Annotated in this window: 12 protein-coding genes; 7 read left to right on the plus strand and 5 right to left on the minus strand. The window is 53.2% G+C overall.

What is annotated here, in order from left to right:
- Positions 1–108: 108 nt before the first annotated feature.
- Positions 109–1,005: a TIGR01777 family oxidoreductase gene (locus tag ED901_RS24705; protein ID WP_122097536.1), complete on the minus strand. Its 897-nt coding sequence runs from the start codon at positions 1,003–1,005 to the stop codon at positions 109–111.
- Positions 1,006–1,160: 155 nt separating this feature from the next.
- The gene (locus ED901_RS24710; RefSeq protein ID WP_122097537.1) at positions 1,161–1,805 is read right to left on the minus strand and encodes a glutathione binding-like protein; all 645 of its coding nucleotides are present in this window, start codon (positions 1,803–1,805) and stop codon (positions 1,161–1,163) included.
- A gap of 313 nt (positions 1,806–2,118) precedes the next feature.
- Here ED901_RS24710 and yfcD point away from each other — a divergent pair, with 313 nt between their 5' ends.
- Positions 2,119–2,730, plus strand: a complete 612-nt coding sequence (yfcD, locus tag ED901_RS24715) for an NUDIX hydrolase YfcD (protein WP_056782198.1) — start codon at positions 2,119–2,121, stop codon at positions 2,728–2,730.
- An 81-nt stretch (positions 2,731–2,811) separates the two neighbouring features.
- Here yfcD and ED901_RS24720 read toward each other — a convergent pair whose 3' ends face one another.
- Positions 2,812–3,828 (minus strand): LacI family DNA-binding transcriptional regulator, encoded by a 1,017-nt coding sequence (locus tag ED901_RS24720; RefSeq protein ID WP_122097538.1) that lies wholly within the window; start codon positions 3,826–3,828, stop codon positions 2,812–2,814.
- Between the two features lie 332 nt (positions 3,829–4,160).
- Between ED901_RS24720 and ED901_RS24725 the strand changes: the two genes are divergently transcribed.
- The 5 genes from ED901_RS24725 to ED901_RS24745 all read left to right on the plus strand — a co-directional run bounded on the left by ED901_RS24725 (position 4,161) and on the right by ED901_RS24745 (position 8,322).
- The gene (locus ED901_RS24725; protein ID WP_056782203.1) at positions 4,161–4,604 is read left to right on the plus strand and encodes a PTS sugar transporter subunit IIA; all 444 of its coding nucleotides are present in this window, start codon (positions 4,161–4,163) and stop codon (positions 4,602–4,604) included.
- A gap of 118 nt (positions 4,605–4,722) precedes the next feature.
- On the plus strand, positions 4,723–5,004 hold the full coding sequence (locus tag ED901_RS24730; RefSeq protein ID WP_122097539.1) for a PTS sugar transporter subunit IIB: 282 nt from the start codon (positions 4,723–4,725) through the stop codon (positions 5,002–5,004).
- Positions 5,005–5,060: 56 nt separating this feature from the next.
- Positions 5,061–6,437 carry a PTS ascorbate transporter subunit IIC gene (locus ED901_RS24735; protein ID WP_122097540.1) on the plus strand — a complete coding sequence of 459 codons (1,377 nt, stop codon included), beginning with the start codon at positions 5,061–5,063 and terminating at the stop codon, positions 6,435–6,437.
- Between the two features lie 105 nt (positions 6,438–6,542).
- Complete coding sequence (locus ED901_RS24740) at positions 6,543–7,376, plus strand: transketolase (RefSeq protein WP_122097541.1); 834 nt, start codon at positions 6,543–6,545, stop codon at positions 7,374–7,376.
- On the plus strand, positions 7,369–8,322 hold the full coding sequence (locus ED901_RS24745; protein WP_122097542.1) for a transketolase family protein: 954 nt from the start codon (positions 7,369–7,371) through the stop codon (positions 8,320–8,322). Before ED901_RS24740 ends, ED901_RS24745 begins: the two co-directional genes overlap by 8 nt.
- Positions 8,323–8,399: 77 nt before the next feature.
- On the opposite strand, the gene pta is transcribed toward ED901_RS24745, so the two are convergent.
- Both pta and ackA read right to left on the minus strand, forming a co-directional pair.
- Positions 8,400–10,544 carry a phosphate acetyltransferase gene (pta, locus tag ED901_RS24750; protein WP_056782218.1) on the minus strand — a complete coding sequence of 715 codons (2,145 nt, stop codon included), beginning with the start codon at positions 10,542–10,544 and terminating at the stop codon, positions 8,400–8,402.
- 183 nt (positions 10,545–10,727) lie between these two features.
- On the minus strand, positions 10,728–11,930 hold the full coding sequence (ackA, locus tag ED901_RS24755) for an acetate kinase (RefSeq protein WP_122097543.1): 1,203 nt from the start codon (positions 11,928–11,930) through the stop codon (positions 10,728–10,730).
- Between the two features lie 463 nt (positions 11,931–12,393).
- Here ackA and yfbV point away from each other — a divergent pair, with 463 nt between their 5' ends.
- Positions 12,394–12,849: a terminus macrodomain insulation protein YfbV gene (yfbV, locus tag ED901_RS24765; RefSeq protein ID WP_056782222.1), complete on the plus strand. Its 456-nt coding sequence runs from the start codon at positions 12,394–12,396 to the stop codon at positions 12,847–12,849.
- Positions 12,850–13,034 lie beyond the last annotated feature (185 nt).

The raw sequence follows: 13,034 nt of genomic DNA on the forward strand, positions 1-13,034 counted from the left end.
CAGTCGCTGAGAAACCGAAAATTCTCGATCTGTTTTTGAAAAGCGTCAGTACACGCAATTGTCCCGCCAAGAAACCGAAACATTCTCAATCCGGTGGAGCAAGCCCCTTCACTTAAGCAAATCCTCCAGCGCTTCCTTCAATTCCTGATGTGTAAACTCAAAGCCGGCCGCTTCCAGCCTGCGGGGCACGGCACGCTGGCCGCCCAGCACCAGTATGGCTGACTCGCCCATCAGCAAACGTATGACGGGTGCAGGTGCCCGCATAAACGCCGGGCGATGCAGAACCTCACCGAGTAGAGCGCTGAACTGTTCGTTGCGTGCGGGATAAGGCGCCACCATGTTGAACGGTCCGCTGAGGGTTTCGTGCATCATCAGGAAAATGATGCCTTCGACCATATCGTCGATATGGATCCACGGCATGTATTGCTGGCCGTCACCCAGAGGGCCGCCGAGTCCGGCGCGGAAAGGCAATACGATTTTTGCCAGCGCGCCGCCTTTTTCTGCCAGCACAATGCCGGTGCGCAACAGGCACACGCGGGTGCGCGGGCTTTCAGCCGTCATCGCCAGGGCTTCCCAGCGTGCGCATAGCTGCCAGGTAAATTGCTTGTTTGGCGGCTCGTCTTCCGGCACCAGGGCCTGCCCCTGATCGCCGTAATAACCCACTGCTGAACCTGAAATAAAGACCTGAGGCGGCGTCTGGCTGGCGTTAATCAGCTGCGCCAGTTTCTCAGTTAACTGCCAGCGGCTTTCACACAGCAACGCTTTGTGATCTTTCGTCCAGCGTTTGTCCGCAATCGGCTCTCCCGCAAGGTTGATCACCGCATCAAATCCATCCAGTGACGTTTTGCCGTCAAGCGTTTCCCACAGCTGAACCTGTGAGCCCAGCACTTTCGCAGCGCGTTCAGGCGCACGGGTAAGTACGGTAATCTGATGAGATTGCTCAACAAGTCGCCCGGTAAGCCTTCGGCCAATGAGCCCGGTAGCGCCGGTGATCAGGATTTTCATATCAGGTTCCTTAACTGTCTGAATATGCGAATGAACTGTCATTAATCATAGTTGAGTCGCCGCCTTTAGCGCGCGATATGGAGCACAGTTAATGGAAATTATTTACAGCGGAATGTGTTCAGCAGAACCCCCGGCAGACACCGGGGACAGCGCTGTCAGTGGTGGTTGATGTGCAGGGGATCGGCGAGGGCGTAGGCTTTTTGCGTGGAAGGACGGGCTTTGACGCGTTCAAACCAGTTTCGCACCGCCGGATACTCCGCCAAATCAATGCGCTGGCGCTCATGCGCTACCACCCACGGATAAGCGGCGATATCAGCAATGCTGTAGGTATCCCCGGCGATATAGGCATTTTTAGTCAGTTGAGTATTCAGCACGCCGTAAAGACGTTTGGTTTCCTGCTGATAGCGTTCGATGGCGTAAGGTACAGGCTGCGGGGCGTAGTGCGTGAAGTGGTGATTTTGCCCGAGCATCGGGCCCATTCCGGCCACCTGCCAGGTCAGCCACTCCAGCGTTGTGGTGCGTTCGCGCAATTCTTTACTGAGTAATTTTCCCGTTTTCTCAGCCAGATACTGCAAAATGGCCCCGGACTCAAACACACCAATGGGCGCGCCGCTGTCTACCGGCTGACTGTCGACAATCGCCGGGATCTTATTGTTGGGGGAAATGGCGAGAAACTCGGGTTTAAACTGATCGCCTGCGCTGATATCAATGCGATGAAGACGGTAGGCCAGACCGGCTTCCTCCAGAAAAAGAGAAATCTTATGACCGTTGGGTGTGGGCGCGTAATAAAGATCAATCATATTGCCTCCTGCGTTATGTTAATCACTTAATGAAATCCGCCAGTGCGCGGTTGATAATCACAGTTTTTAAAATGATTGGGTAGGGTATCATAATGGTTGTGAATGCTTGCCTGCGCCGGACCTTTGTCAGAGTTGTCTTATGGCGAAGTTTGTGGGGTAACATAACTTTTACCTGTCACCAACGCATCCATTGCTATTGAAGCCATGTGGCAGACCCAGATAGAATCTCCGGACATTATCGACGTGTTGCACCCATTACTGCGCACAGACCCATTGCGCACAGACCAGCGCTTAAAACAGAAGGTTTCAGCGGATGTCAGAACAAGAGCAAAACATCAGTACGGAAGAATGGGTTGATATCGTCAACGAAGATAACGAGGTCATTGCCCAGGCCAGCCGACAACAAATGCGTGCTCAGGTCCTGCGCCACCGTGCCAGCTATATCGTGGTGCATGACGGAATGGGCAATATTTTGGTTCAGCGTCGTACCGAAACCAAAGACTTTTATCCCGGCTGGCTGGATGCAACGGCAGGTGGCGTGGTGCAGAGTGGCGAAAATATTCTTGATTCAGCCCGCCGTGAAGCGGAAGAAGAGTTAGGGATCGCCGGTGTACCCTTTGCCGAACATGGTCAGTTCTACTTCGAAGAAGAGAACAAATGCCGCGTGTGGGGCGCGTTGTTTAGTTGCGTATCCCACGGCCCGTTCGCCTTGCAGGAAGAAGAAATTGATTCTGTACGCTGGATGACGCCGGAAGAGATCACCGCACGATGCGACGAATTTACGCCGGACTCGCTTAAAGCGCTGTCACTTTGGATGACGCGTAATAACGAGAAAGAGCATGGCAAGCCGTTAACCCGTGACTTGCTGAGTGATGAATCTGCCAAAGCGGATGATGAGCCGGATAACGAAAGTACCCCGATCTAAGCCTCAGCCTCTGAATCTTTGAGCCTGTAATACCCGCCGCACGCGTACTGATGTCGCCTGCGGCTTTTTGTTGTCGTGAATTTAGCAGCTGTCCCGCTTACACAATGACGAGGCGATCGTCACCTCTTCCCACTCTTCATCATGGATCCTCGCCAGCAAGGCCTGGGCCGCACGCGTACCAATTTCCCTATGCGGAATGGCGATAGTGGTCAGCGGCGGCTGGCAGACTTTACTGACGTCCGAGTTGCCAAATCCCACCACCGCCAGATCGTCCGGCACTTTGATGCGTCGGCGCTGGCATTCGTACAGCGCTCCGCAGGCCAGATCGTCTGAGACGCACACCAGCGCGTCGATTTCCGGCCAGGCCAGCAGGAACTCAGGCAACTGCTGAGCGCCGGTGGAAAAGCTGGCGGGCTCGGCAGCGTTGATCACCCGATGTGGCGACATATGCGCTTTCAGCATGGCCTTTCGCCAGCCTTGCAAATGTTGCTGGAAAATCCACTGTTCCTGATTGGCGCACAGCATACCGATGTTTTGATATCCCTTCGCCACCACGGTCTGAGTGAGCTGAAACATCGCCTCGACGTAATCAATCCCGATATTCATATCAATGGGAGAGTCAGTCAGCGCACCGATTTCCAGCACCGGGATGGTCAGATTATCCAGCCACTGGCGAACGTTGGCCGAGTGCTCGACAGAGAGCAATATGGCCGCCGCCAGATTGTAAGAGAGCAGCGTTTCCAGCAATTTTTCTTCCCGCTCAATGCGGTGCTGGGATTCGGCCAGCATGATCTGGTACCCGGCAGGTTGCAGCACTTTCTGAAGCCCGGCAAACATCTCAGCGCAGCCCGGTTCCGACAGACTTGGCACAATCATGGCGACAGTATTTGATGACGCTGAAGCCAGTGAACTGGCCGCCTGATTGGGTAAATAACCCAGCTGGCTGACGGCCTCTTCGATCTTTTCACGCAGCTTATCGGAGACTTGTTCCGGGGTACGCAGTGCACGGGAAACGGTCATGCTGCCCACGCCTGCAAGCTGCGCCACATCAGCCAGCGTCACTCTCCCTGTACTGCGCCTTTTCTTGTTAATGGACATGCACAATCTTGACTCCTGCACCCGAAGATATAGCGAAAAAAGCAAGCCGCAGCAGGGCGATACCCGAAGGATCCACGGCGGAATTGGGTAAATTATCGGTCATTTCCGGACAAAGTATACCGTTATTTGTGTGAACTGCGGTGCAGTGGTACCGGCAGGGGACTATTTTTGATAGCGCTATCACAGAACGTAATGATAGACGCTTGGTAGCGCTATCTTTGTGAGATGTATCACAGATGTTAACGCTACCGGTGCGTAGAGTCAGGGCGTTGGTGTGGTTTGGGGGAAAGAGGCACACCAGCCATTAACACATCAAAACCGGAGCCACACCTATGCTGAATGATTGGCTGACCTCTGACAGGATTCAGATCAGAACGGATATCACGGACTGGCGGCAGGCGGTGCAAGTCAGCGCTGAGCCTTTGTTGAAAGAGGGCACGATTACCCCGGAATATCTGACGGCGATTTTTGCCCAGCGGGAAAAGTTAGGGCCGTATTTTGTTCTGGCACCGGGCATTGCCATGCCGCATGCCAGACCGGAAGAGGGCGCGAAGGGGTTAGGATTGTCGCTGCTCACGCTGCCTCAGGGAGTGACATTTAATTCTGAGGACAATGACCCTGTTTATACCGTCGTCATGTTATCGGCACCCGATAAGCACAGTCATATTGAATTAATCTCCGAACTGGCTGAATTATTTTCCAGCGACGAAGATATGCAGAAAATACATCAGGCAAAAGATATAAAAACAATTCAGGATGTCATTGCGAAATTCTGACCGTTTTAAGATTGAATAACGGAATAACCTTAACGCACAACGGATGCATTAACGTGTATTGACATCAGAAATCATTCTGATGCGTAACCCTACAAACTTTTAAAAACAGGTAAATAACATGAAAATTATGGCGATTTGTGGTTCCGGTTTAGGCAGCAGCTTTATGGTCGAAATGAACATTAAAAAAGTGCTGAAAAAATTAAATATTCAGGCGGATGTTGAACACTCTGATTTATCTTCAGCCATTCCCGGCGAGGCAGACCTGTTCGTGATGGCGAAAGACATCGCCGCCAGCGCCAATATCCCGGAAAATCAGCTGGTTGTCATCACAAATATTGTGGATATCAACGAGCTGGAAACCAAGCTGGTCGCACATTTTGAGAAGCATCCGGTGTCCTGATCCAGACCGACACGGACTGACCCTACAATAAAAAACAATATACATCCGAGGTGGATATGTTTATCCAGGAAACGCTCAAGTTTGTGGTTGATATATTAAAAGTGCCATCTGTTCTGGTGGGGCTCATCGCCTTAATCGGTTTGGTGGCGCAAAAGAAAAACTTTTCTGATGTGGTAAAAGGTACAGTCAAAACAATACTGGGCTTTTTAGTTTTAGGCGGTGGTGCAACAGTATTAGTCGGCTCATTAAATCCTTTAGGCGGTATGTTCGAACACGCCTTTAATATCCAGGGTATTATTCCTAATAACGAAGCGATTGTTTCCATCGCGCTGGAGAAATTCGGTGCGCCGACCGCCTTAATTATGGCGTTCGGTATGGTGGCAAACCTGATCGTGGCGCGCTTTACCCGTCTGAAATACGTGTTCCTGACCGGACATCACACGTTCTATATGGCCTGTATGATCAGCGTCATCCTGACCGTTGCCGGTTTTGAAGGTGTTTCACTTGTGTTCACCGGTTCCCTGACGCTGGGCCTGATCATGGCGTTTTTCCCGGCGCTGGCACAACGTTATATGCGTAAGATCACCGGCAGCGACGATGTGGCCTTCGGCCATTTCGGCACTATCGGTTACGTGCTGTCTGGCTGGATCGGCAGCAAAGTCGGTAAAGGGTCACGCTCTACCGAAGAAATGAATATGCCGAAAAACCTCAGCTTCCTGCGCGACAGCTCCATTTCTATATCACTCACCATGATCATTATTTACCTGATTATGGCGGTGTTCGCCGGGCAGGTGTTTGTCGAAGCCACCTATAGCGCAGGCCAGAACTATCTGGTGTACGCCATTATCATGGCGATCACTTTTGCGGCGGGCGTGTTCATCATCCTGCAAGGTGTGCGTCTTATTCTGGCGGAAATCGTACCGGCATTCGTTGGCTTCTCCGAGAAACTGGTGCCCAACGCACGTCCCGCATTGGACTGCCCGGTCGTCTACCCGTACGCACCGAATGCCGTGCTGATTGGCTTCCTGTTCAGCTTCCTCGGCGGTCTGGTCGGTTTGTTCCTGTTAGGCCAGATGCATCTGGTGCTGATCCTGCCGGGCGTGGTGCCACACTTCTTCACCGGTGCGACGGCGGGTGTCTTCGGCAACGCGACCGGCGGTCGGCGCGGTGCGATGGTCGGCGCGTTTGCTAACGGCGTGCTGATCACCTTCCTGCCGGTTCTGCTGCTGCCGGTGCTCGGCGCGCTGGGCTTCGCAAACGCCACCTTCTCAGATGCCGACTTTGGCGTCATCGGTATCCTGCTGGGCAATCTGGCTCGCTTCATGTCTAAAGAAGGCATCATGGCGCTGATTGTCGGCATCTTCGCGGTTCTGGTTGCTTACAACTATCTCGGCAAAAAACCTGCGGCTGAGAAAGCGGTCAGCGAAGAGTAATTCAGTCACTCACTCAGTCTCTTATCACCCACCGGGGATCACGGTTTAGGCCTGTTAGAAATAACAGGTCTGGATAAGTGCTCACTAAAATAAGGACCCTGCAAGATGAAAGATATCCATGAGGTTCATGATCTGGCGCGCCAAATCCGCATCGAGACGCTGAAAATGCTGACCGGTCTGGGCTTCGGACACTACGGCGGCAGCATGTCAGTGGTGGAAACGCTGGCAGTATTGTACGGCGATGTGATGCGCATCGACCCGAAAAAACCGGACTGGCAGGATCGCGATTATTTCGTGCTCTCCAAGGGGCATGCAGGCCCGGCGTTGTATGCCACGCTGGCGCTGAAAGGCTATTTCCCGGTCAGCCAGCTGAAAACCTTGAATGAGAACGGCACGCGCCTGCCGAGCCACCCCGACCGTCTGCGCACTACCGGCGTGGATGCCACGACCGGTTCCCTCGGGCAGGGCGTGTCCATCGCCGCAGGTATGGCGCTCTCGCACAGGCTGGCGGGGCGGGCTAACCGTGTCTTCTGCATTCTGGGTGACGGTGAGCTGAATGAGGGTCAGTGCTGGGAAGCCTTCCAGTTTATTGCTCACCACAATCTGCATAACCTCACACTGTTCATCGATTACAACAAACAGCAGCTCGACGGCACGCTGGACGAAGTCATTAAACCTTTCGATCTGGCCGGGAAATTCAGCGCTTTTGGTTTTGATGTGCAGACGATTAAAGGCGATGACGTCGTGGCAATACGCGATGCGGTAACGCCGGTGCGTGAAGGCGGGCAGCGTCCGCTGGTGGTGATCCTCGACAGCATTAAAGGGCAGGGCGTGAAGTATCTCGAGCAGCTGGCGAACTCGCATCATCTGCGTTTAACGCCGGAGGTGAAACTGGAAATTGAACACGCAATCGCTGAGCTGGAGGCCACCCATGTTTGAAGTCTCTCTGGAATTACAAAAAGACGCCGTAGAAATGCGCAAGGTTTACGCCAATACCGTGCGCGAAAAGATTGTTGAAAATACGCCGATCATTGCGCTGGAAGCGGATCTGATGAGTTCTATGACGATGGATGGCGTGCACAAAGATCACCCGTCACACGTGATTAACTGCGGCATCATGGAAGCCAACGTTATCGGCGTGGCGGCGGGTTTATCGCTGACAGGCCGCGTACCCTTTGTGCATACCTTTACCGCGTTCGCCAGCCGCCGCTGTTTTGATCAGTTGTTTATGTCGCTGGATTATCAGAGGAATAACGTCAAAATCATTGCGTCCGATGCCGGTGTCAGCGCCTGTCACAACGGCGGCACGCACATGTCCTTCGAAGACATGGGCATTGTGCGCGGGCTGGCAAATTCCGTGGTGATGGAGGTCACCGACGCCGTGATGTTCCGCAATATTTTGCTGCAACTGATGGATCTGAAAGGATTTTACTGGGTGCGCACCATCCGTAAACAGGCGACTCAGATTTACCAGGAAGGCTCAACGTTCACCATCGGCAAAGCAAACGTGCTGCGAGACGGAAGCGACATCACGCTTATCGCCAACGGAATTATGGTCGCCGAAGCGCTGAAAGCGGCGCAGATGCTGGAACGTGAAGGCGTCAGTGCGGCGGTGATCGACATGTTTACCCTCAAGCCGATTGATAAAGACGTCATCATAAAATATGCCGCGAAAACCGGTAAAATCATTACCTGTGAAAATCACAGTATTCATAACGGACTTGGGTCGGCGGTGGCGGAAGTGCTGGTAGAAAATCAGCCGGTGCCTATGCGGCGTGTGGGCGTGAAAGAACGTTACGGGCAGGTGGGGACGCAGGAGTTTTTACAGCAGGAATATGGCCTGACCGCTGAGCATATACTTGAAGCGGCTAAAACATTGCTCTGAGCGGCTGGCGACTTGCAAAATGAGCCAAAAAAAACGCCGGACATAAAGCCCGGCGTTTTGCGTTCAGAGGGGTTGGCTTATTTAGCCGGAACCGCAGTTTCTGCCTGAGCAGACTGAATCGCTGTCAGAGCAACGGTGTAGACGATATCGTCTACCAGTGCGCCACGGGACAGATCGTTGACCGGTTTACGCATACCCTGCAACATCGGCCCGATAGAAACCAGATCCGCAGAACGTTGTACCGCTTTGTACGTGGTGTTACCGGTGTTCAGGTCAGGGAAGATGAACACGGTCGCCTTACCCGCTACCGGCGAGTTTGGTGCTTTGGACAGCGCAACGTCAGCCATGATGGCAGCATCGTACTGCAGCGGGCCATCGATGATCAGGTCAGGGCGTTTTTCCTGCGCCAGACGGGTCGCTTCACGCACTTTCTCAACATCGCTACCCGCACCGGAGTTACCGGTTGAGTAAGAGATCATCGCAACGCGTGGTTCGATACCGAACGCCGCAGCGGAATCCGCAGACTGGATCGCGATTTCAGACAGCTGTTCAGCCGTTGGGTCCGGGTTGATCGCACAGTCGCCGTAAACCAGAACCTGGTCAGGCAGCAGCATGAAGAACACAGAAGAAACCAGTGAGCTACCCGGTGCGGTTTTGATCAGCTGCAACGGTGGGCGGATAGTGTTTGCGGTGGTGTGGACAGCACCGGAAACCAGACCGTCAACGTTACCTTGTTCCAGCATCAGGGTGCCCAGAACCACGTTGTCTTCCAGTTGTTCACGCGCAACCACTTCGGTCATGCCTTTGCTTTTACGCAGCTCAACCAGACGTGCGACGTATTCTTCACGCACAACGACCGGATCCACAATCTCGATGCCTTTACCCAGCACCACGCCCTGCGCCGCAGCAACGCGTTTGATCTCTTCCGGGTTACCCAGCAGCACACATTCCGCGATACCGCGTTCAGCACACAGTGCCGCCGCTTTAACGGTGCGTGGCTCGTCGCCTTCCGGCAGAACGATACGTTTACCGGCTTTACGGGCCAGTTCGGTCAGCTGGTAGCGGAACGCTGGCGGAGACAGACGACGTGAACGCTCAGAATGCGCGCTCAGTGATTCAATCCAGTCAGCGTTGATGTGAGAAGCGACATACTGTTGCAGTTTCTCAACGCGCTGATGGTCGTCCGCAGGGACTTCCAGATTGAAGCTTTGCAGGCTGAGGGAGGTCTGCCAGGTGTTGGTGTCTACCATGAAAACAGGCAGGCCAGTCTGGAAAGCACGCGCGCACAGGCTGTTGATGCGCTCGTCGATTTCGTAACCGCCGGTCAGCAGGATTGCGCCGATTTCAACGCCATTCATCGCCGCCAGACAGGCTGAAACCAGAACGTCCGGACGGTCTGCGGAGGTAACCAGCAGGGAACCAGGGCGGAAGTGCTCGAGCATGTGAGGAATGCTGCGTGCGCAGAAAGTCACGGATTTCACGCGGCGGGTTTGCACGTCGCCTTCGTTGATGATGCGGGCGTTCAGGTGCTTAGCCATGTCGATTGCGCGGGTGGCAATCAGCTCGAAGCTCCATGGAATGCAGCCCAGCACCGGCAGCGGGCTGTTCGCGAACAGCTGAGTCGGATCGATATTGGCGACGCTGGCTTTGTTGGAGTCATCGAAGATTTCAGACAGGTCAGGACGTGTGCGTCCCTGATCGTCTACCGGCGCATTCAGTTTGTTGATGATGACGCCGGTGATGTTTTTGTTTTTGCTGCCGCCGAAGCTGGAGCGGGCCAGTTCGATACGCTCTTTTAACTGCGCCGGAGAATCGTTACCCAGTGCCAGAACGAAGACGATTTCAGCGTTCAGGGTTTTGGCGATTTCATAGTTGAGCGCATTCGCAAACTGGTGTTTACGGGTAGGGACTAAACCTTCAACCAGCACCACTTCCGCATCTTTGGTGTTTTCGTGATAACGGGCGATGATTTCTTCCATCAGCACGTCCTGCTGGTTTGAACTCAGCAGCGCTTCAACGTGGCTCATCTTCAGCGGTTCCGCTGCAGTCACGGAGGAGTTGGCACGAATGATGGTGGTGGTTTGATCGGGTGCATCACCGCCGGCACGTGGTTGCGCGATGGGTTTGAAGATGCTCAGGCTGACGCCTTTTTGTTCCATGGCACGGATCACACCGAGGCTGACGCTGGTCAGACCAACGCTGGTACCTGTGGGGATCAACATAATTGTACGGGACACGGCTAAACCTCTTTAACGGTTGCCAGGCAGAGACGGTCGCAGGTTTGTGCAGAGGGGATAATGATCAGCATGAGCGCGACGATTATCCTGCGCGGTGCGTCCAAACGGGCGGCGTTTGCCTTTGAGTGAAAAATCACTGCCAGCGAAAGCTGGCAGTGTTGAATCGAATTATGCGGTCAGACGCGCAGCGTCTTGTGCAATAACCAGCTCTTCATTGGTTGGGATAACCAGCGCGGTACGGGTGCCTTCTTTGTTGATGGCACCGGATTTACCGAAACGAGCCGCGAGGTTGCGTTCGTGGTCAACTTCAAAGCCCAGCAGGCCCAGTTTAGCCAGAGACAGTTCACGCACCATTGCTGCGTTTTCGCCGATACCGCCGGTGAAGACGACAGCGTCCAGACGGCCTTCCATCAGTGAGGTGTAGCTACCGATGTATTTCGCCAGACGGTGGCAGAATACGTCCATCGCACGTTTAGCATCTGTTTTAGTGGTGTAGTTATCTTCAACATAACGGCAGTCGCTGGTGACTTCAGTCAGACCCAGCAGGCCAGATTCTTTGGTCAGCATTTTGTTGATTTGATCAACGCTCATGCCCAGAGAATCGTGCAGGTGGAAGATGATTGCCGGGTCGATGTCACCGCTGCGGGTGCCCATGACCAGACCTTCCAGCGGGGTCAGACCCATGGAAGTATCAACGCATTTACCGTTACGGATTGCGCTGACGGAACCGCCGTTACCCAGGTGACAAGTGATCAGATTCACTTCTTCCACCGGTTTGTTCAGCATTTTCGCGGCTTCCTGAGTCACATAGAAGTGGCTGGTGCCGTGTGCGCCGTAACGACGGACGTGATGATCGCGGTACAGGCTGTACGGCAGTGCGTAAAGGTAAGATTCTTCTGGCATGGTCTGATGGAAGGCGGTGTCGAAAACAGCCACGTTCTTGTCAGCCAGTTTAGGGAAGGATTTCAGCGCTTCGTCGATACCGATCAGGTGAGCCGGGTTATGCAGCGGTGCAAACGGGATAGATTCTTTGATACCTTCGATAACAGCATCGTTGATCAGCATGGACTTGGTCAGCTTTTCGCCGCCATGAACGATGCGGTGGCCGATTGCAACCAGCTCTGCAGACAGTTCAGGTTTTTGGCTCAGGATGTTGTTCACGATGAATTTCAGCGCTTCGCTGTGTGCGGCACCCGCACCCAACGCGGCTTCTTCTTTGCCACCGTCCATTTTCCACTTAATGCGCGCTTCCGGCAGGTGGAAACATTCGGCTAAACCTGAAATGTGCTCTTCGCCGTTCACAGCATCAATGATTGCGAACTTAAGGGAAGAACTACCACAGTTAAGAACCAGTACAAGCTTACTCGACATGGAAGTACCTATTTATTGTTGGTGCTGTTTAAGGAAAAAAACAATACACGTGGTTAATAAATCGTCAGTCTGACATCAAGCGTAGCGCATAATGGCGGTGACAATTATGATTAACATCATGCCAGAGAGCCAAAACAGGCATGATAATGAAAAAGCTAAAGAATCGCAGGACGCTGGTTTTTTCTGTGCCCGCGGATAGCAAAAAAATGGGGGCGCAGTACACAAAATGTCTCTGTTATGCGTCTTTAGAATGTTATCTATTAGTGAAAACACTAACAAAAAATGCAATTACTAATTACAAAACACCTCGGCCCGAGGCACTATGCTTAGTGATATGGCTTTAAATGCTGCGACAGGATACCGGCACGTTTCAGCAAAAACAAAATATATTTTATCGTGGTAAACTCCAGTTTATGTTTCACAACTATTTTTTAATTATTACACGTGAAGTTGAGGTGCAATTATGACGAGTAAGCCAACAGGCTCTGTAAGCTGGTTCCAGGTTTTCCAGCGTGGGCAGCATTATATGAAAACATGGCCGTCTGATAAGCGCCTGGCTCCTGTGTTCCCCGAGAACCGGATTTCAACCGCCACCCGTTTTGCTGTCCGCTTCATGCCGCCGGTGGCGATCTTCACGCTGACCTGGCAAATCGCGCTGGGCGGACAACTTGGGCCGGCCGTTGCGACGGCGATATTTGCCTGCAGCTTGCCTATGCAAGGGTTATGGTGGCTTGGCCGCCGTTCACTGACGCCGTTGCCGCCGACGCTGCTGAGCTGGTTCCACGATGTGCGTAATAAACTCGCTGAATCGGGCCAGGCGCTTGCGCCGGTCGAAGGGACGCCGACCTATCAGGCGCTGGCCGATGTCCTCAAGCGTGCGTTCAAACAACTCGACAAAACCTTCCTCGACGATTTGTAAGCCCGTTTCCACCGCTTTTTGCATCATCTTCATTATTGCTAGGCTTCACTGCACCGCATTTTGACCGGAGGAACTTCTCCTCCGGTGATTATTTCACATGAGATCCGGATTCAAATCAAAGAATGGTGTGCTTGCGATTTCGCAGAAGTTTGCGCTATGCCATGCTTTGCTCATTATGCAGACAT

The organism is Rahnella sp. Larv3_ips (assembly GCF_003697865.1).
In the GTDB taxonomy this organism is placed as follows: Bacteria; Pseudomonadota; Gammaproteobacteria; order Enterobacterales; family Enterobacteriaceae; genus Rahnella; species Rahnella rivi.

Coding starts and splice junctions, on each gene's coding strand:
- ED901_RS24705 (WP_122097536.1), bottom strand. CDS start 1,005: ATGAAAATCCTGATCACCGGCGCTACCGGGCTCATTGGCCGAAGGCTT.
- ED901_RS24710 (WP_122097537.1), bottom strand. CDS start 1,805: ATGATTGATCTTTATTACGCGCCCACACCCAACGGTCATAAGATTTCT.
- yfcD (WP_056782198.1), top strand. CDS start 2,119: ATGTCAGAACAAGAGCAAAACATCAGTACGGAAGAATGGGTTGATATC.
- ED901_RS24720 (WP_122097538.1), bottom strand. CDS start 3,828: ATGTCCATTAACAAGAAAAGGCGCAGTACAGGGAGAGTGACGCTGGCT.
- ED901_RS24725 (WP_056782203.1), top strand. CDS start 4,161: ATGCTGAATGATTGGCTGACCTCTGACAGGATTCAGATCAGAACGGAT.
- ED901_RS24730 (WP_122097539.1), top strand. CDS start 4,723: ATGAAAATTATGGCGATTTGTGGTTCCGGTTTAGGCAGCAGCTTTATG.
- ED901_RS24735 (WP_122097540.1), top strand. CDS start 5,061: ATGTTTATCCAGGAAACGCTCAAGTTTGTGGTTGATATATTAAAAGTG.
- ED901_RS24740 (WP_122097541.1), top strand. CDS start 6,543: ATGAAAGATATCCATGAGGTTCATGATCTGGCGCGCCAAATCCGCATC.
- ED901_RS24745 (WP_122097542.1), top strand. CDS start 7,369: ATGTTTGAAGTCTCTCTGGAATTACAAAAAGACGCCGTAGAAATGCGC.
- pta (WP_056782218.1), bottom strand. CDS start 10,544: ATGTTGATCCCCACAGGTACCAGCGTTGGTCTGACCAGCGTCAGCCTC.
- ackA (WP_122097543.1), bottom strand. CDS start 11,930: ATGTCGAGTAAGCTTGTACTGGTTCTTAACTGTGGTAGTTCTTCCCTT.
- yfbV (WP_056782222.1), top strand. CDS start 12,394: ATGACGAGTAAGCCAACAGGCTCTGTAAGCTGGTTCCAGGTTTTCCAG.